Annotated in this window: 2 protein-coding genes; both read right to left on the bottom strand. The window is 71.9% G+C overall.

The window, feature by feature from the left end; genetic code table 11:
• A partial coding sequence (locus J2Z30_RS35125; RefSeq protein ID WP_209468965.1) for a non-ribosomal peptide synthetase occupies positions 1 to 10,902 on the bottom strand: 10,902 nt, incomplete at its 3' end.
• Positions 10,899 to 21,773, bottom strand: a complete 10,875-nt coding sequence (locus J2Z30_RS35120; protein WP_209468964.1) for a non-ribosomal peptide synthetase — start codon at positions 21,771 to 21,773, stop codon at positions 10,899 to 10,901. The genes J2Z30_RS35125 and J2Z30_RS35120, both read right to left, overlap by 4 nt.
• Between the last annotated feature and the right edge of the window lie 26 nt (positions 21,774 to 21,799).

The following is a 21,799-nucleotide window of genomic DNA, read 5'->3' as shown; positions in this document are numbered from 1 at the left end:
AATCCCACTCACCCGCACCCCAGAATCAACCGCCACCTGCTCCAACACCCGCACCAACCGCCCCGCCAACAACCGCACCGTGCCCTCATCAAACACATCGGTCGCATACAGCAGCGAGCCCATCAGTCCCGTCGGCGCGCCCTCCTCGTCGCGGCGCTCGGCCACCGTCGCCGACAGATCGAACCGGGCCGCCGGAGAGGCGGCCGGGAGACCGCTCACCTCCAGCCCGGCCAGCTCCCACGGCCGACGGCCCTGCGGCAGGTTCTGCATGGTGAGCGACACCTGGAAGAGCGGGTGCCGGCCCAGCGACCGGGTGGGGTTGAGATCCTCGACCAGCCGCTCGAACGGCACATCCTGATGCGCGTACGCCGCTAGATCGGCCTCCCGCACCCGGGCCAGCAGTTCGTTGACCGACGGGTCGCCGCTCAGGTCGGTGCGCAGCACCAGGGTGTTGATGAAGAACCCGGCCAGCCCGTCCAGCGCGGCGTCACCACGGCCCGCGGTCGCCGTGCCGATGGGGATGTCCGTACCCGCACCCATCCGCGACAGCACAACCGCCAGCGCCGCGTGCATCACCATGAACATCGTCGCCCGGCCACGCTGGGCGAGCTCCACCAGCCGGGCGTGGGTCTCCGCGTTCACCTCGAACGGCATTTCGCCGCCGGTGAAGGAGGACACCGCGGGTCGGGGCCGGTCGGTCGGCAGGTCCAGCTCCTGCGGGGCACCGGCGAGTGTCTGCCGCCAGTAGTCCAGTTGCCCGCTGATCACACTCCGCGGATCGCCGAGGTCGCCCAGCACTTCGCGCTGCCACAGGGCGTAGTCCCCGTACTGCACCGGCAGGGGGTCCCACCCGGGCAGTCGGCCCGCGCGCCGAGCCGCGTAGGCGGTACCGATGTCGCCCGCGAGGATGCCCATCGACCAGCCGTCGGCGGCGATGTGGTGGACGGCGCCCATGAGGACGTACTCGGCGGGGCCGGTCACCAAAAGCCGTACGCGCCAGGGCAGTTCGGCACGGACGTCGAACGGCCGGTTCGCATACGCCGCGAGCTGCGCGGGCACCTCGTCCGCGGCGGTGTGCACCACCGTCAGCGGGGGACGGCCCGCCGCGCCATGCAGGACCTGCTGGCAGGGGACGCCCGCGGCCTCCGGGAAGATCGTGCGCAGGCTCTCGTGCCGGTCGGCGACATCGCCGAGGGCGGCTTCCAGCGCGGGGATGTCGAGGTCGCCGGAGAGGCGGAGCGCCAGGGGGAGGTTGTACGCGGCTCCCTCACCGGTGGTTTCGAGCCGGTTGAGGAACCACATCCGCTGCTGCTCGAACGACAGCGGCAGCACCTCGGGCCGGGGCCGCGCCGTCACCGGCGCCCGGGACTCGCCACCGAGCTCGCCCACCAGTCGGGCGACGCCGGCGACGGTGGGGGTGGCGAACAGATCGCCGATGCTGACCTCTGCGTCGAGGACGGCGCGGATGCGGGCGATGAGCCGCATGGCGAGCAGGGAGTCGCCGCCCAGCTCGAAGAAGGAGGCGTCGGCGCCGACCCGTTCCAGGCCGAGGATCTCGCCGTAGAGGCTGCTGAGGATCTCTTCGGTGGGAGTGGCCGGACCGCGCCCCTCGGCCGCGTCGGTGAAGTCCGGGGCGGGAAGGGCGGCACGGTCCAGCTTGCCATTGACGGTGACCGGGAGGGCGTCAAGGGCGACGACCGCGGCGGGGACCATGTGGTCCGGCAGCCGCTCGGCCACGTACTCCCGCAGCCCGGCAGTATCCACATCCCCATCAGGGACGACGTAGGCCACGAGCCGCTTGTCGCCGGGGCGGTCCTCCCGTACGGCCACGGCGACCTGTCCGACGCTCCGGTGTCCGGCGAGAACGGCCTCGATCTCACCCGGTTCGACGCGGAAGCCACGCACCTTGACCTGGTCGTCCGCACGGCCACCGAAGACGAGTTGGCCGTCCCCGGTCCACTTGGCGAGGTCGCCGGTGCGATACATCCGCCCGTGCGTGAACGGGCAGGCCACGAACCGTTCCGCGGTCAGCCCGGCGCGGCCGAGATAGCCACGCGCGAGCCCCGGCCCCGCGACATACAGCTCACCCAGCACACCCACGGTGACCGGCCGCAGTCGCTCGTCCAGTACGTAGACAGCGGTGTTGGCGATCGGACGGCCGATCGGCACCGGGCCGGACGGCTCCAGCGGCGCGCTCATGGTGGCGCATACGGTGACCTCGGTCGGGCCATACGCATTGACCATCCGCCGTCCAGGGGCCCACCGCTCCACCAGCCCCGGCGGACACACCTCACCCGCCACCACCAGCGACCGCAAACTCCCCGGCAACTCCTCCACCGCCGCCAACACCGACGGCGGCACCGTCACATGCGTCACACCGAACTCCGCCACCACCTCACCCAACGACCCCCGCGGCGGCAACCTGTCCACACCCGCCATCACCAACACCGCACCCGACAACAACGCCATACACATCTCGGAAACCGCCGCGTCGAAACTCAACGACGCCAACTGCAACACCCGCGCATCGGCGTCCACCGCGAACCGGTCGATCTGCGCAGCGGCCAGGTTGCCAATGCCACGATGGGTCACCGCCACACCCTTCGGCCGCCCCGTCGACCCCGACGTATAAATCACATACGCCACGTCATCGGCGCCCACGGACACCACAGGCGCCGATTCACCCTCCACAGACGAATCCCACACCAAGCACTCCACCCCGGGCGGAACCAACCCCCGGGTTTCCTCCGAGCACACGACTAGCGCAGGCGCCGAGTCCTCGACCATCCACCCAATCCGCTCCACCGGATACGCCGGATCCACCGGCACAAACCCCGCACCCGCCTTCACCACCCCCAACAACACCGCCACCACAGCCGGAGACCGCTCCAACACCACACCCACCAGATCACCCCGCCCCACACCCCGCGCAGCCAACACCCCCGCCACCCGATCCGACCACTCCCGCAACTCCCCATACGACCACTCCTCACCACCCGCACCCACCACCGCCACCACACCCGGACACCCCGCCGCCCGCTCATCGAACAACTCCCCCAACGACCCCACCGGCACAACCCGACCAGTGGCATTCCACTCCTCCACCACCCGCGCCCGCTCCCCAGACCCCAGCACCTCGACCTCGCTCACCCGAGCCACCGGATCCGAGGCGACCTGCTCCAGCACCCGCACCAGCCGCTCCGCCATCGCGCACGCGGTGGGCTCGTCGAAGAGGTCCGTGGCATACAGCAGATCGCCGTCGATTCCCGCCGGGTTGCCCTCGCCGTCCCGGTGTTCCGCCAGGGTCAGCGACAGGTCGACCCGGGCCGCCGCTGCTCCGGGCGCCATCGGCCGCACCTCGACGCCCGGCAGTTTCCACTGCTGCTGCGGCATCGTCTGCACGGAGAGCATCACCTGGAACAGCGGGTGCCGGGCCAGTGAGCGGGTGGGGTTGAGTTCCTCGACGAGGTGCTCGAAGGGCAGATCCTGGTGTGCGTAGGCGGCCAGGTCCGTCTCCCGCACCCGGGACAGCAGCTCCGCGAAGGTCGGGTCACCACTCACATCGGTCCGCAGAACCAGCGTGTTGACGAAGAAACCGGCCAGACCGTCCAGCGCCGCGTCGCCACGCCCCGCGACCGCCGTGCCGATCGGAAGGTCCGCTCCCGCACCCATCCGCGACAGCAACAGCGCCAGCGCCGCGTGGACGACCATGAACATCGTGGCGTCGCCGCTTCGGGCGAGCTCCACGAGCCGGGCATGGGTGGGCACATCGATCCGTACCCCGGCCGCCCCGCCACGGTGCGAGGACACGGCGGGCCGGGAACGGTCGGCCGGAAGTGCCAGCTCCTGCGGTGCGTCGGCCAGGGCCCGCCGCCAGTGGTCCAGCTGGGCGCTGATCAGGCTGTCGGGGGTGTCCAGGTCGCCGAGGAGACGGCGCTGCCAGAGCGCGTAGTCGGCGTATTGCACCGGCAGCGGCTCCCACACCGGCGCCCGCCCCTTCCGACGGGCGGTGTACGCCACTTCCAGGTCCCCGAGCAGCAGATCCATCGTCCAGCCGTCCACCGCGATGTGGTGCGCCACGATCAGCAGGACGTACTCCGCGGGAGCGGTCTTGAGCAGCCGGATCCGCCACGGGAGGTCGGCGCTGAGGTCGAAGCGCTCCTCGGTCTGCTCGGCGAGCACCCGCTCGACCCGGTCGGCGGGGATGTCGAGGACGACCATGCGCGGGCGTCCGGCCGAGGGGTCGAGGACATGCTGACGCGGCACACCGTCTGTTTCGGGGTAGACCGTGCGCAGGCTCTCATGCCGGTCGGCCACGTCGCCCAGGGCGGTTTCGAGCGCGGGCAGGTTGAGGTCGCCGGAGATGCGGTGGCGCAGTGGCAGGTTGTACGCGGCCTCGCCGCCCTCTTGGGCCTCCTCCATCTGGTTGACGAACCACATCCGCCGCTGCCCGAACGACAGCGGTACGACCTCCGGCCGGGGCTGCGGGGTGAGCGGGAGCCGCACACCGCCCCCACCGGTGAGCTGCCGGGCGACCCCGGCGACGGTCGGCTCGGCGAACAGCTGCCGGATGCTCAGCTCGGTGTCCAGGACGGCGCGGACCCGGGCGATCAGCCGCATGGCCTGCAAGGAGTCGCCACCCAGCGCGAAGAACGACGCGTCGGCGCCGACCTGGTCGAGGCCGAGGATGTCGGCGAACAGCCCGCACAGCGCCTCTTCGATGGGGGTGGCGGGGGCGCGGCGGCCGGTCAGGCCCGCGTAGTCGGGGGCGGGCAGGGCGTCGCGGTCGAGCTTGCCGTTCACCGTGACGGGGAGGGAGTCGAGCGTCATCACGGCGGCCGGAACCAGGTGGTCGGGCAGCCGTTCCGCCACGTACTCCCGCAGTCCGGCCGGGTCCGCGTCCTCGCCGGGGACGACGTACGCGACGAGGCGACGGTCCCCGGGGCGGTCCTCGCGGACCACGACGGCGGACCGGCGGACGGCCTGGTGGGTGGCGAGGACGGCCTCGATCTCGCCGGGTTCCACCCGGAAGCCGCGGATCTTGATCTGGGCGTCGGCCCGTCCGACGACGACGAGTTGGCCGTCGCGGGTCCAGTGCGCGAGGTCCCCCGTTCGGTACATCCGCCCGCCGGGGGTGCCGGGTTCGTCGGCGGCGGCGAACGGGCAGGCCACGAAGTGCTCGGCGGTCAGCGCCGAGCGGCCGAGATAGCCGCGGGCCAGGCCGGGGCCGGCGAGGTAGAGCTCTCCCGTGACACCGGCGGGGACGGGCTGCAGGAACTCGTCCAGGACATACGTCTGCCCGTTCTCGAGCGGACGCCCGATCGGCACGGGGGCGTCGGCGTCGGCCGGGGTGAGCGGGTCGCTCAGGGTGACGCAGACGGTGGCCTCGGTGGGGCCGTACGCGTTCAGCATCCGACGCCCCGGCGCCAGCCGTGCCACCAGCGCGGGCGGGCACACCTCGCCCGCGGCGGCGACGGTGGTCACGGTGGCGGGCAGCTCGTCGGCGGCGGCGAGCACGGACGGCGGCGCGGTCAGATGTGTCACGCCGAACTCGGCGGCGACGTCGGCCAGCGACCCGTACGGCGGCAGCATGTCCCGGTCCGCCATGACGAGGGTGGCCCCGGCGGGCAGGGCGGTGCAGAACTCGGCGAACGCGGCGTCGAAGCTGGGCGAGGCGAACTGCAGGACGCGTGCGCCGGGCCCGGACCCGAACCGGGTGATGTGGCTTACCGCCAGGCTGCCCACTCCGCCGTGGGTGACCACGACGCCCTTCGGGGTGCCGGTGGAGCCGGAGGTGTAGATGACGTACGCGGGGTGCCCCAGCCGCTGCGGCCGGACGCGGTCGGCGTCCCCGGGGGCGGTGGCCGGGCGGGTCGCCAGCGCGGCGGTCACCTCCGGGGCGTCGAGGACCAGGCGGGGCGGCGTGTCGGCGCCCAGCACCGCCTGGGTCTCGACGTCCTCGGGCTCACCCATGCCCAGCACGTTCTCGGTCCCGCCCGTGCACAGCAGCAGCTTCGGCCGGGCGTCGGCCAGCATGAACGCGATCCGCCGCGCCGGATACCGGGGGTCTATGGGCAGATAGCCCGCACCCGCCTTGACCACGGCCAGCAGCACGGCCATCAGCTCGACGGACCGCTCCATGGCAACGCCGACCAGGTCCTCGGGGCCGATGCCACGGGCGATCAGCTCGTGTGCCAGCCGGTTGCCCCGCTCCTCCAGCTGTGCGTACGTCAGGCCATGCTGCGCCGCCCCGACGACGGCCAGGGCATCGGGGGTCCGCCGCACCTGTGCCTCGAACAGCTCGGCCAGCGTGCCCTCCGGCACGCTCCGGGCCGTGTGGTTCCAGTCCTGGACGACGGTGCGCCGCTCGGCCGGGTCGAGGATCCGCAGCCGGCTGAGGGGCACGGTGGGATCCGCGGCGATCTGCTCCAGCACCGCCGCCAGCCGCCGGGCCAGGGCCTGGGCGGTGGCCTCGTCGAACAGCTCGGTGGCGTAGAAGATGTCGCCGCCGATTCCGGCCGGGCCGCCGTCCTCGCCGCGGTGTTCGGACAGGTCGACGGAGAGATCGAAGCGGGCGGCGAGGGAGCCCGGCGGCGTGGGCCGGACCTGAAGGCCGGGCAGGTCCCACCGCGCGGGCGGGACGTTCCGCAGCGACAGCATGACCTGGAACAGCGGGTTGCGGGACAGCGAGCGCGAGGGCGCGAGATCCTCGACGAGATGCTCGAAGGGCACGTCCTGGTGGGCGTACGCGGCCAGGTCGGTCTCCCGTACCCGGGCCAGGAGTTCGGTGAAGGCGGGATCGCCGCTCAGGTCGGTGCGCAGCACGAGCGTGTTGACGAAGAAGCCGGTCAGCCCGTCCAGCGCGGCGTCGCCACGGCCCGCGGTGGCCGTGCCGATGGGAATGTCCGTGCCCGCGCCCATCCGGGCGAGGAGCGCCGCCAGCGCGGCGTGCACGACCATGAACACCGTGGCTCCGCCGCGCTGGGCGAGCCCGACGAGGCGGGCGTGGGTGGGGGCGTCGACCCGTACGGGGACCAGGCCGCCCGCGTACGACGACACCGCCGGACGGGGCCGGTCGGCCGGAAGCGCCAGCTCCTGCGGCGCGTCGGCGAGGGCGTCGTGCCAGTAGGCGAGCTGATCGCTCAGCAGGCTGTCCGCGTCGCCCCGCTCCCCCAGCAGCCGCCGCTGCCAGATGGCGAAGTCGGCGTACTGCACCGGCAGCGGCTCCCACACCGGCGCCCGGCCCTGCCGACGGGCGGCGTAGGCCGTGCTGAGGTCCCGCGCGAGGACACCCATCGACCAGCCGTCGGCGGCGATGTGGTGCGCCACGATGAGCAGCACGTACTCGGTGGGTCCTGTGGCCAACAGCCGTGCCCGCCAGGGCAGTTCGGTGCTGAGCTCGAAGCCGCGGCCGGCGTGCGCGCTCAGCTCCGCCTCGACTTGGTCCGCGGGGAGGTCGACGACCACGAGTGGCGGATGCGCCGCGGGGCCGTGCAGCACCCGCTGCCGCGGAACGCCGTCGGTCTCCGGGAACACCGTGCGCAGGCTCTCGTGGCGGTCGGCGACGTCGGCGAGGGCGGCTTGCAGCGCGCCGGTGTCGAGGTGGCCGGAGAGGCGTAGCGCGAGGGGCATGTTGTAGACGCCCGCGGCGGCTTCTGACCCCTTGGTGCCTTCTGGGTCCCCTGTGCCCTGGCCGGTGGTCGCGAGCCGGTTCAGGAACCACATCCGCTGCTGCCCGTACGACAACGGCAGGTGCTCGGGGTGCTCGGGGTGCTGGGGGTGCTGGGGGCGCGGCTGTGGCTCCAGCGGTGGCCGTGCGTCGCCGTGCTCGGCGTCGATCCGGCGGGCGGTGTCGGCGACGGTCGGGGTGGCGAACAGATCGGCGATGCGCAGCTCGCTGTCGAGGACGGGGCGGATGCGGGCGATGAGCCGCATGGCGAGGAGGGAGTCGCCGCCGAGCTCGAAGAAGGAGGCGTCGGCGCCCACCTGGTTCAGCCCGAGGACTTCGGCGAACAGCCCGCAGAGGATCTCCTCGGTGGGGGTGGCGGGCGCGCGGCCCTCGGGGGCGTCCGCGGTGTCGGGGGCGGGGAGTGCGGCGCGGTCCAGTTTGCCGTTGACCGTGAGCGGCAGCCCGTCGAGCGGCACGATGGCCGGAATCATGTACTCGGGCAGCCGGTCGGCGGCGAGGCGGCGCAGGGCCGCCGGGTCGAGCTCGCCGGTGGGGACCACATACGCGACGAGGCGACGGTCACCGGGGCGGTCCTCGCGGATGACCACGGCGGCCTGGCCGACGGCCGGGTGCCCGCTGAGGACAGCCTCGATCTCGCCGGGCTCGACGCGGAAACCACGGACCTTTACCTGCTCATCGACCCGTCCCGCGAAGACCAGATCACCCTCGGCGGTCCACTTCGCCAGGTCGCCACTGCGATACATCCGGCCGCCCGGGGCGGCGAACGGGCAGGCGACGAAACGCTCGGCGGACAGGCCCGGCCGACCGAAATAGCCGCGGGCCAGACCGGCACCGGCGATATAGACCTCGCCCGTGACACCTACGGGAACCGGCTTGAGGAACGCGTCAAGCACATAGACGCGGGCGTTGGGGAGGGGACGGCCAATCGGCGGAGCCTCCTCCAGCGCGGCATCCAGCGGAGTGGCGGTGGTGATGACAGTGGCCTCGGTCGGCCCGTACGTGTTCCACACCCGCGCACCCGCCGACCACCGCCCCGCCAGCTCCGCACTCAACCGCTCCGCACCCAGCACCCAATTGCTGACACCCGGAACGGCATCCGGATCCAGCACCCCCAGCAGCGACGGCACCACACTCGCCACCCGCACCCCACACCGGCCGACCATCTCCGCCAACGCCTGCGGATCCTTACGCTCGGCCGCGGTGGCGACAGCGAGAGTGCCACCGGCAGCCAGGGTCACAGCGACATCGAGAACAGCCGCATCAAAGCTGAACGAGGCGAACTGCAACGCCACCACACCCGCGTCCACACCCAACACCGGACGCATCGCCTCAGCCAGATTCGCCACACCACCATGCCCGACAGCCACCCCCTTCGGCCGCCCCGACGAACCCGACGTATAAATCACATACGCCAACTGACCCGGGGCAATCACCCTCCCCAGCGGCTCCGCCGAGAACCCGTCCACCTCCTCCATACGCACGACACGAGCCCCACCGACCGGCACCCCGGCCAAGCTCTCCGACGTACCGAGAACCACCCCGGCACCACTGTCCGCAATCACAAAACCCAACCGGTCCGCCGGATACTCCGGATCCAGCGGAACAAACGCACCACCGGCCTTCCACACCCCCAACTCCGCCACCACCATGCCCACCGACCTCGGCAGACACAGCGCAACCCGCGACTCCGGACCGACACCCACTTCCGTCAAAAGCCGCGCCAGCCGATTCGCCCACCGGTCCAACTCCCGGTACGACACCGCCTCTTCACCACACCGCACCGCCACCACATCCGGCGCCACCCCAACCCGCGCCTCGATGCGCTCCACGATCGAACCGGCGGGCAGTGTGATCTCGGTGGCATTCCACTCCCCCACCACCCGAGCCCGCTCCACCTCCCCCAACACATCCAGCCGACCGACCAGCGTCTCCGGATCGGCCGCCATCTGCCCCAGCACCCGCACCAGGCGGTCAAGAAGCCCCTGAGCCGCCTCGGGGTCGAACAGGTCCGGGCGGTAGTCCAGCCGCAGCCGCAACTCCTCCGTCGGATGAACGCCCAGCGAGAGCGGGAAGTTGGTGGACTCGCGCATCGCCGTGTCGGTGATGCGCAGCCCAGCGGCCGCCGCCGTGGAGTCCTGCGCCCCGATGGGGTGGTTCTCGAACGCCATGATGGTGTCGAAGGTCGCGCCGGGCCCGGCCTGCCGCTGGATCTCGGTGAGGCTCAGATGCTGGTGGTCCAGCAGCGCCGACTGCCGGTTCTGTAGCTCCGCGAGCAGTTCGGTGACCGTACGCGCCGGGTCCAGGCGCACTCGTACGGGCAGCGTGTTGATGAACAGCCCCAGCATGCTCTCCATGCCGGGGAGGTCGGCGGGGCGTCCCGCCACCGTCGCGCCGAACACCACATCGCGGCGGCCGGTGAGCCGACCGAGCACAACGGCCCAGGCGGCCTGGATCACGGTGTTCAGGGTCAGGCCGTCGCGGCGGGCGAGGTCCCGCAGTCGGCCGGCGAGTTCCGCTCCGGCGTCGGTGGCCGCCTTGCCGGAGGCAACCGGGGCAGTGGACTGTCCGCCCGGTGCCACCAGCGTCGGCTCGTCCGCGCCGGTCAGCTCCTGCCGCCATGCGTTCCGCGCGGCTTCCTTGTTCTGGCGGGCGAGCCAGGCCAGATACTCGCGGTACGGGGTGACGGGCGGCAGGCCACGGGCGCTGCCCCCGGCCTCGTAACACGCCCACAACTCCCGCATCAGCACCGGCAGCGACCAGCCGTCCAACAGAATGTGATGCAGCGTGACCATCATCCGGTACTCATCCGGCCCGACCTTGACCAGCAACACCCTCAGCAACGGCGGCACCACCAGGTCGAAACGCCGCTCCCGCTCCTCGATCCCCAACCGCTCCGACTCCGCACGGGCCACATCCGCGCCCAGCCCGGACAGATCCTCCTCCCGCCACGGCAGCTCCACGCCCCGGGCGATGACCTGCACCGGCTGCGCCACCCCGGCCAGCTGCCGAAAGCCCGCGCGCAGGCTCTCGTGCCGGTCGAGCAGGGCCTGCCACGCGTCGCGCAGCACCGCGGGGTCCAGCATGCCGGCCAGGTCCAGCACGAGTTGCTCGACATAGACGTCAATGCCACGCTCGTCGTACACCGCATGGAAGAGCAGGCCCTCCTGCAGCGGCGACAGCGGCCAGACGTCCTGGACTCGCATCTGAGTCATCGTGCTCCCCCCTTGTCCGCGAGTTCCGCTTCGAGCGCGTCGATCTGGCTCTGGTCGAGCGTGATGAGTGAGAAGTCCGACGGTGTGTGGCCGCCGCCGGAGCCGGTGGTGTGGGTGGCGAGGCCGGTGAGCATCGCCAGCCAGCCATCGACGAGTCGTCGCATGTCGTCGGTGTGGTGGAGGCGCTGGGGCCAGGCGAGTGTCAATGTGAGCAGCGGGCCGTCCGGCAGGTCGCGGACCAGGCCGACGGCCTCCAGGGCGTGCGCCAGCGGGACCTCGTCGCCCACTCCGCCACCGAGGCCGCCTTCGGGGGCGGCGGACCAGGCGGCAGCCGTCTGCTCAGGTGTCCCGTCGGCGAAGCGGCCCAGGTAGGTGAAGCCGATCTGGGCGGTGGGCAGGGCGGCCAGGGTAGGCGCGGTCTCGGGGTTGAGATGGCGAAGCAGGCCGTGGCCGAGGCCGTCGCCCGGGACGGCGCGGAGCTGTTCCTTGATGTGCTTAGCGGCCCGTCCCGCCACCGGCCCGCCGCCGCGCAGCCCGGCGAAGTCCTGTGTCACGGGGTCGAGTCGTACGGGGTACGTGCTGGTGAACCAGCCCACCGTACGGGCCAGATCGAGGCCCCCGGACGTCCGGCCGTGGCCTTCCACGTCCACGAGGACCCCGCCCTCCGTGCTCTGCCCGCGGTGCCGCCGCCACTCCGCGACGGCGGAGGCGAGGGCGGTGAGCAGCACATCGTCGATCCCGGCGTGGAAGGCTGCCGGGACCGCCGTCAGCAGGGTGGCGGTGAGCTCCGACGAGGCCGTCACGGAGACCCGCCGCAGCGTGGCGCCCACGTCGCGGGCCGGGTCCAGGGGGCGCCCGCCGAGTGGCGTGGCGTGGCCATGCAACAGTCGCGTCCAGGCGGGGAGTTCGGCGAGCCGCGGTTGGCCGGTGGCTTCGGTCCGCAGCGCTCGGGCCCAGTGCCGGAAGGAGGTGGGCACGGGCTCCAGCACGACCTCACGGCCGGCCGCCAGATCCGCGTACGCCTGGGCGAGGTCCGGGATGAGGATGCGGAGGGAGAGCGTGTCCACGGCGAGGTGGTGGACGGTGAGCAGGAGCCGTCCTGGGGCGCTCGGGCCGAGGTCGAACCAGACCACCTGCACCATCACCCCGGTCTGCGGATCGAGCCGGTCCGCGGCGGCCCGCGACTGCTCGGCGATCAGGCGCTCGAGGTCACTCCCGGCCGCGCCGGCATCGATCCGGTGCACCCACGGGGCCACGGACGCGGTCGGGGGGACGAGGAGGCGGGCGGCGGGCTCGGTGTCCAGTCGGGCCCGCAGGATGTCGTGGTGATCGACCACCGCCTGCACGGCACCGGTCAGCGTCTCCAGCCGCATCCCCGCCGGAACCATCACCACGGTCGACTGGAAAACCCCACGTATGCGCTCTGCTCCGGCCCGGAGCAGCAGTTCATGCATCACCGGGGTCAACGGCACCTCGCCGGTGCCCGTGTCGCCGCCCCCCTCCAGGCCACCGGCAGTGGCCACATCACGGGCCACCACCGCCAGCTCCGCCGGAGTGCGCCGCTCGAACACCTGCCGGGCACTCACCACCAGACCGGCCTTACGCGCCCTCGACACCAGCAGCATCGACATGATCGAGTCACCGCCGAGCTCGAAGAACGACGCATCGGCACTGACCTCATCTAGCCCAAGCACCTCGGCGAAGAGGCCACAGAGGATCTCTTCGGCGGGCGTCTCGGCGGCCCGGCCTGCCACCATCTCGGCTGTGTCGGGAGCGGGGAGCGCGGCGCGGTCCAGCTTGCCGTTGACGGTCAAGGGCAGTGCGTCCAGCGCCATGACGGTCGGGACCATGTACTCCGGCAACCGGTCCGCCGCGAACTCCCGCACGGCCGCCACGTCCAGCTTCCCGCTGGGGACGACGTAGGCGACCAGTTGTTTATCCCCTGGCCCGTCTTCCCGGACCACCACCGCGACCTGGGCCACGCTCTCGCAAGCGGCCAGCACTGCCTCGATCTCGCCGGGCTCGACACGGAAACCACGGACCTTGACCTGCTCATCGACCCGTCCCGCGAAGACCAGATCACCCTCGGCGGTCCACTTCGCCAAGTCGCCACTGCGATACATCCGGCCGCCCGGGGCGGCGAACGGGCAGGCGACGAAACGCTCGGCTGACAGGCCCGGCCGACCGAAATAGCCCCGGGCCAGACCCGCACCGGCGATATAGACCTCACCCGTGACACCTACGGGAACCGGCTTGAGGAAGGTGTCCAGCACGAACACCTTGTTGTTGGGCAGAGGGCGGCCAATTGGTGGGGCCGTGCCCAGTCCGGGATCGAGAGGCATGGTGGTGGCGGTGGTGATGACGGTGGCCTCGGTCGGCCCGTACGTGTTCCACACCCGCGCACCCGCCGACCACCGCCCGGCCAGCTCCGCACTCAACCGCTCCGCACCCAGCACCCAATTGCTCACACCCGCCACAGCGTCCGGATCCAGCACCCCCAGCAGCGACGGAACCACACTCGCCACCCGCACCCCACACCGGCCGATCATCTCCGCCAACGCCTGCGGATCCTTACGCTCAGCGGCGGTGGCGACAGCGAGAGTGCCACCGGCGGCCAGGGTCACAGCGACATCGAGGACGGCCGCATCAAAGCTGAACGAGGCGAACTGCAACGCCACCACACCCGCGTCCACACCCAACACCGGACGCATCGCCTCAGCCAGATTCGCCACACCACCATGCCCGACAGCCACCCCCTTCGGCCGCCCCGACGAACCCGACGTATAAATCACATACGCCAACTGACCGGGAGCGATAACCGTCCCCAGCGGCTCAGCGGAGACGCCATCCGCCTCCTCCATACGCACGACACGAGCCCCACCGACCGGCACCCCGGCCAAGCTCTCCAACGTACCGAGAACCACCTCGGCACCACTGTCCGCGATCACAAAACCCAACCGCTCCGCCGGATACTCCGGATCCAGCGGAACAAACGCACCACCGGCCTTCCACACCGCCAACTCCGCCACCACCATGCCCACCGACCTCGGCAGACACAGCGCAACCCGCGACTCCGGACCGACACCCACTTCCGTCAAAAGCCGCGCCAAGCGATTCGCCCGCCGGTCCAACTCCCGGTACGACACCGCCTCCTCACCACACCGCACCGCCACCACATCCGGCACCGCCGCAACCCGCGCCTCAATGCGCTCCACGATCGAACCGGCGGGCAGCATGGTCTCGGTGGCATTCCACTCCCCCACCACCCGAGCCCGCTCCACCTCCCCCAACACATCCAGCCGACCGACCCGCACCCCCGGATCCGCCGCCACCGCCTCCAACACCCGCACCAACCGCCCCACCAACCCCCGCGCCGTACCCTCATCAAACAAATCCACCGCAAACAGCAACGCCCCACCCAACCCCGCCGGCGCCCCCACACCATCACGGCGCTCGGCCAGGTCCAGCGACAGATCGAAGCGCGCCGGAACCTGTGCGGCCGCCGGGATCCGCCGGACCCGCAGCCCCGGCAGGCCCCATTGCGGCGCCGGTACGCTCTGCAGGGCCAGCAGAACCTGGAACAGCGGGTTGTGGGAGAGCGAGCGTGACGGGTTCAGATCCTCGACCAACCGCTCGAACGGCACGTCCTGATGCGCGTACGCGGCCAGATCGGTCTCCCGCACCTGGGCCAACAGCTCGGTGAAGGACGGGTTCGCGCTGAGATCGGCGCGGACGACCAGGGTGTTGACGAAGAACCCGGCCAGGTCGTCCAGCGCCGGGTCGCCACGGCCCGCGATCGGCACGCCTATCGGGATGTCGTCGCCCGCACCCACCCGGCTCAGCAGCACGGAAAAGGCGGCGTGCACCACCATGAACATGGTGGCGCGGCCACGGCGGGCCACGTCCAGCAGCCGGGCGTGGGTCTCCGCGCTGATTTGGATCGGCACTTCACCACCGCGAAAGGAGGACACCGCGGGCCGGGGCCGGTCGGTCGGCAGCGCGAGCTCCTGAGGCGCACCGGCCAGCGCATCACGCCAGTAGCCGAGTTGGCCACTGATCACGCTGCCGGGGTCCTCGATGTCGCCCAGCACCTCGCGCTGCCACAGCGCGTAGTCCGCGTACTGCACCGGCAGCGGCTCCCACCCCGGCGCACCACCCGCCCGGCGAGCCGCGTACGCCGCCCCCAGGTCCCGCGCCAGCACGCCCATCGACCAGCCGTCCACGGCGATGTGATGCGCGACGATCAGCAGCACATACTCCGACGGCCCCGTCTTCAACAGCCGTGCCCGCCACGGCAGATCGACGGTCACATCAAAGCCACGGTCCGCGTGCAACCCGAGCTCGGCCGCGAGGAGTTCCTCGCTGGTCTCCACGACGACGAGCCGCGGTCGGCCCGCCTCGCCCTCCAGCACCTGCTGACGCGGCTCGCCATCGGTTTCCGGGAAGACCGTGCGCAAGCTCTCGTGCCGGTCGGCGACATCGCCGAGGGCCGCCTCCAGCGCGGCGACATCCAGCGCTCCGGCCAGCCGCAGGGCCAGCGGCAGGTTGTAGACCGCTCCGGCTCCCGGGTTGGTCTCCTCGAGCTGGTTGAGGAACCACATGCGCCGCTGGGCATACGAGAGCGGCAGCGCCTCCGGCCTCGGCCGTGGTGTCAGCGCGGCTCGGGCGGCCGTACCTCCTGCCGCCGCGACGAGGCGGGCGACCCCGGCCACCGTGGGGGCAGCGAACAGCTCGCCGATGTTGAGCTCGGTGTCGAGGACGGCGCCGATCCGGGCGATGAGCTTCATGGCGAGGATCGAGTCGCCACCGATGGTGAAGAACGACACCTCGGCGCCGACCCGTTCGAGCCCGAGAACCTCGCGATACAGGCCGCAGAGGATCTCCTCAATCGGTGTGGCGGGGCCACGCCCGGTGGCATCGGTGAAGTCCGGGGCGGGGAGGGCGGCACGGTCCAGCTTGCCGTTCACGGTGACCGGGAGGGCATCAAGGGCGACGACCGCGGCGGGGACCATGTGGTCCGGCAGCCGCTCGGCCACGTACTCCCGCAGCCCGGCAGTATCCACATCCCCATCAGGGACGACGTAGGCGACCAGCCGCCGGTCTCCGGGGCGGTCCTCCCGTACGGCCACGGCGACCTGTCCGACGCTCCGGTGTCCGGCGAGAACGGCCTCGATCTCACCCGGTTCGACGCGGAAGCCACGCACCTTCACCTGGTCGTCCGCACGGCCACCGAAGATCAGCTCACCATCGGTCGTCCATGTGACGAGGTCACCGGTGCGGTACATCCGGCCACCCGTGAACGGACACGCCACGAACCGTTCCGCCGTCAGCCCCGGACGACCGAGATAGCCACGCGCGAGCCCCGGCCCCGCGACATACAACTCGCCCGCCACGCCTTCGGGTACGGGCCGCAGGAACTCGTCCAGCACAAACACCCGCGTATTGGCGATCGGCCCGCCGATCGCCACCGGGCCGGACGGCTCCAGCGGCCCACTCATGGTGGCGCATACGGTGACCTCGGTCGGCCCGTATGCATTCACCATCCGCCGCCCCGGCGCCCACCGCTCCACCAACCCCGGCGAACACGCCTCACCCGCCACCACCAGCGACCGCAAACTCCCCGGCAACTCCTCCACCGCCGCCAACACCGACGGCGGCACCGTCACATGCGTCACACCGAACTCCGCCACCACCTCACCCAACGACCCCCCAGGCGGCAACCTGTCCACACCCGCCATCACCAACACCCCACCCGACAACAACGCCATACACATCTCGGAAACCGCCGCATCAAAACTCAACGACGCCAACTGCAACACCCGCGCCTCAGCACCCACCCCGAACCGCTCGATCTGCGCAGCCGCCAAATTCCCGATGCCACGATGCGTCACCACCACACCCTTCGGCCGCCCCGTCGACCCCGACGTATAAATCACATACGCCACATCATCGAGATCCACGGACACCACAGGCGCCGATTCACCCTCCACAGACGAATCCCACACCAAGCACTCCACCCCGGACGGAACCAACCCCCGCGTCCCCTCCGAGCACACGACCAGCACCGGCCCCGCATCCCCAACCATCCACCCAATCCGCTCCGCCGGGTACGCCGGATCCACCGGAACGAACCCCGCACCCGCCTTCACCACCCCCAACAACACCGCCACCACAGCCGGAGACCGCTCCAACACCACACCCACCAGATCACCCCGCCCCACACCCCGCGCAGCCAACACCCCCGCCACCCGATCCGACCACTCCCTCAACTCCCCATACGACCACTCCTCACCACCCGCACCCACCACCGCCACCACACCCGGACACCCCGCCGCCCGCTCATCGAACAACTCCCCCAACGACCCCACCGGCACAACCCGACCAGTGGCATTCCACACCTCCACCACCCGCGCCCGCTCGCCGCGCCCCAGCAGGTCGATCTCGCTCACCCGCCGTGCCGGGTCCGCCGCCATCTGCTCCAGCACCCGCACCAGTCGCCGTACCACGCCCCGGGCGGCGTCCTCGTCGAACGCGTCGGGGCGGTAGTCCAGCCAGAACTTCAGCTCGTCCGCCGGGTCCACCCCCAATGTCAGCGGGAAGGTGGTCGCCATCCGGGTCGTGCCGGCGCCCAGCCGCAGGGGGGCGGCCGGTCCGGTCTCGCCCGCGTGGAAGTTCTCGAAGGCCATCAGGGTGTCGAACGTGGCGCCCGGTCCGGCCAGGCGCTGGATCTCCTTGAGGCCGAGGTGCTGGTGGTCGAGCAGCGCCGACTGCTGGGCCTGCACCACCGTGAGCAGGTGGGCGACGGAGTCTGCCGGGCGCAGCCGGACCCGAACAGGGATCGTGTTGATGAAGAGCCCCAGCATGTCCGCCATCCCCGCCAGCTCCGGCGGACGTCCGGCCACCGCGGCGCCGAACACCACATCGCTCCGGCCGGTGAGCTTGCCGACGACCTGGGCCCAGGCCACCTGTAGGACGGTGTTCAGCGTGACGCCGTGGGCTCGGGCGAGTTCCCGCAGCGCACCGGCCAGATGGTCGCCGGTCTCGGCGAGAATCTTGCGGGTGAGGACGGGTTCGGCGTTCGGATCGAGCGCGGCGACCGTCGTCGGCTCGGACACGCCGTCCAGCGCCCGTTGCCAGGCGGCGCGCGCAGCCTCCCGGTCCTGGCGGGCGAGCCAGGCCAGATACTCGCCGTAGGGCGTGGTCGGCGCCAGTTCGCGGGTGTCGCCACCGGCCGTGTAGACGGCCCACAGCTCGCGGATGAGGATTCGTAGCGACCAGCCGTCGAGCACGATGTGATGCAGGGTCACGACCACGCGATGGCGGTCGGGGCCCGTCTTCACCAGCAGGATTCGTGCCAGGGGCGGGGCCGCGAGGTCGAAGCGGCGGGCCCGTTCGGCGCTCTCCAGGCGGTCCGCCCGGTCCCGCGCCGCCTCGGCGCCGAGGTGCGACAGATCCTCCTCGAGCCAGGGCAGGGTGACGTGGCGGGCGATCACCTGAACGGGTTCGTCCACGCCGACCAGGCGGCGGAAGCCGGTGCGCAGGCTGCCGTGCCGTTCGACGAGCGCCTGCCAGGTGGCGCGCAACTTCCTTATGTCCAGGGGTCCTTCGAGCTCCAGGACCTTCTGCTCCACGTAGATGTCCCGCTCCCGCTCGTCGAACGTCGCGTGGAAGAGCAGGCCCTCCTGGAGCGGTGACAGCGGCAGTACGTCGAGCACGCCACCCGCCACCTCGGCCTCCAGCTCCTCGATCTGGGCCTGGTCGAGCGCCGTCAGCGGGAAGTCGGACGGCGTGTGGCCACCGCCGGAGTGTGCGGCGAGGCCGGACAGCATCTCCGCCCACGCTTGGAGCAGTCGCCGGGCGGCCGGTTCGGCGAGGAGGGGCTCCGGCCAGTCCAGGCTGATGACCAGTTCGGCTCCCTCGACGCGGGCCGCCGCTTCGAGCGGGTGGGTGGGCGGCCGGTCGTCGTCGCCCGGGGCGGTGAAGCCGAGCTGCGGGGTGGGCAGGGCGGCGAGCGTGGCGGCGGTGTCGGGGTTGAGGTGGCGCAGCAGGCCGTAGCCGAGTCCATCGCCGGGGACGGCCCGCAGCTGTTCCTTGATCTGCTTCACGGCCCGGCCCGCGGCCGGCCCGCCGAGGCGGATCTCCGCGAGGTCGAGGGCCCCGGTGTCGAGCCGTACGGGGTGGCGGTGGGCGAACGGGCCCACGGTGCGGGAGAGATCGGCGCCGCTGCCCAGGGCGCCACGTCCGTGGCCCGGCACGGCCACGTCCGCGAGGAAGCCACCGGTGCGGTTCTGGCCGCCGCGCCAGGCGGAAAGGGCCGCGGCCAGCCCGGTCAGCAGGACGGTCTCGGCGCCGGTGTGGAACGCGTCCGGCAGGGTGGTCAGCACCGCCGCCGTGGTGTCGGCCGGGATGCGTACGGAGGTGCGGAGCACCGGGGCGTTCGCGTCGCGGGCCGGGTCGGCGGGCCGGGTCGCGAGCAACGGGCCGCCCGCGGCGAGGAGTTCGGCCCAGGCGGGTAGCTCCGCACGCCGCCGCGCACTGTCGGCCTGCGTGGCCAGGTCCCGCGCCCAGTGGCGGAACGACGTCGGAACCGACGCGATCTCCCGCCCTACGACCGCGGCGGCCACGTCCTCCAGCAGGATCCGCCAGGACACCGCATCGACCACCAGCCGGTCCGCGACGACGAGGAGCCGCCCCGGCGCGTCCCGTCCGCTGTCGCACCACACGGCCTGGGCCATCACCCCGGCCCGCCGGTCCAGCCGCCGTCCGGCCCCGGCCGACTCCGCGGCGAGCAGTCGCTGGAGCTGGTCGGCGTCCATGCCTGCCGTCGCCACTCGCCGCGTCCACGGACGGACGGACACCGAGCCCGCCGGGGGCACCGTCAGCCGCCGCTCCGGTGTGGTCTCCAACCGGGCCCGCAGCATGTCGTGGCGATCGACGACAGCCTGCAGCGCACGGGAGATGTCGTCCAGGTCGGGCCCGGCCGGGAGGTCCAGCACGGCCGACCGGAATCCCGCGGCCGCCTCGGGTCTCCCGGGCCGCTGAAGTCCCTCCCGGTCCAATAGTTCGTGCATGGCCGGGGAGAGTGGCAGGTGTCCGGCGCCCCGCGCCCGGTCGCCTGTCGCGGCGCTCTCATCCAGTGGCTCGGCGATTTCGGCGAGGCGGGCCGGGGTGGCGAGCTCGAACACCTGGTACGGGGCGATCACCAGCCCGGCGCGCCGGGCCACCGACACCAGCAGCATGGTCAGAATCGAATCGCCGCCGAGCTCGAAGAAGGATGCCTCCGCGCTGACCCGCTCCAGGCCGAGGATCTCGCCATAGAGCCGGCAGAGCAGTTCCTCGGTGGGCGTCCGCGGACCACGGCCCCCGGCGGCGCCGGTGAAGTCGGGGGCGGGGAGGGCGGCGCGGTCCAGCTTGCCGTTCACAGTGACCGGGAGCGCGTCCAGGGCGACGACCGCGGTGGGCACCATGTACTCCGGCAGCCGCTCGGCCACGTACTCCCGCAGTCCGCCGGGGTCCACGTGGTCCCCCTCGGGAACGACGTAGGCCACGAGCCGCCGGTCCCCGGGACGGTCCTCCCGTACGACCACGGCGACGTGGCCGACACTCCGATGTCCGGCGAGGACGGCCTCGATCTCACCCGGCTCCACCCGGAAGCCACGCACCTTCACCTGCTCGTCGGCACGCCCGCCGAAGACCAGCTCACCGTCGGCCGTCCGCCGGGCGAGGTCGCCCGTGCGATACATCCGCCCGTCCGTGAACGGGCAGGCCACAAAGCGTTCCGCCGTCAGTCCCGGGCGGCGCAGATAGCCCCGCGCGAGCCCCGGACCCGCGACATACAACTCGCCCAGCACACCCTCGGGGACCGGCCGCAGAAGCTCGTCCAGCACGAACACCCGCGTGTTGGCGATCGGTTCACCGAGCGGCACCGGCCCGTGCTGCTCCAGGGGCGCGCTCATCGTGGCGCACACGGTGACCTCGGTCGGGCCGTACCCATTGATCATCCGCCGTCCAGGGGCCCACCGCGCCACCAGCCCCGGCGGGCACGCCTCACCCGCCACCACCAGCGTCCGCAGACTCTCCGGCAGCTCCTCCACCGTGGCCAGCACCGACGGGGGCACGGTGGCATGCGTGACGCCGTACTCGGCGACCGTCTCGCTCAACGACCCCTGCGGCGGCAGCCTGTCCGCGTCCGCCATCACCAACGCGGCACCCGAGAGCAACGCCATGCAGATCTCGGAAACCGCGGCGTCGAAGCTCAACGACGCCAGCTGCAGCACCCGCGCATCGGCGTCCACCGCGAACCGTTCGATCTGGGCGGCCGCCAGGTTGCCGATGCCGCGATGGGTCACGAGCACGCCCTTGGGACGGCCCGTCGAACCCGACGTGTAGATCACGTACGCCACGTCATCGGCGCCCACGGACGCCACGTAATCTGCGCCCACGGACACCGCGGGCGCCGATTCACCCTCCGCGGCCGGATCCCGGACCAGGCATTCCACCCCGGCCGGAACCAGCCCCCGCGTCTCCTCCGAGCACACCGCCAGCACCGGTCCGGCGTCCTGGACCATCCATCCGATCCGCTCCGCCGGATAGGCCGGGTCGACCGGAACGAACCCCGCCCCGGCCTTCACCACCCCCAGCCACACCGCCACCAGCTCGGCGGACCGGCCAAGCACCACCGCCACGAGGTCACCGCGCCGGACCCCGCGGGTGGCCAGCGCCCCGGCCACCCGGTCCGCCCGCGCCCCCAGCTCCGCGTACGACCACCGCAGACCGTCCGCGCCGATCACCGCCACCGCGTCCGGCGACTCGGCCACCTGGGCGTCGAACAACTCGCCCAGCGGTCGCCAGGATCCGGTCGTGCCATGCATGGATGTCTCCTTCTGCTGCGGTACGC

The organism is Streptomyces iranensis, assembly GCF_017874715.1.
In the GTDB taxonomy this organism is placed as follows: Bacteria; Actinomycetota; Actinomycetes; order Streptomycetales; family Streptomycetaceae; genus Streptomyces; species Streptomyces iranensis.
This window is presented reverse-complemented; position numbering and strand designations above follow the sequence as displayed.

Excerpts from the sequence above, each read along its gene's own strand:
- J2Z30_RS35120 (WP_209468964.1), bottom strand. The coding sequence starts at position 21,773 with ATGCATGGCACGACCGGATCCTGGCGACCGCTGGGCGAGTTGTTCGAC.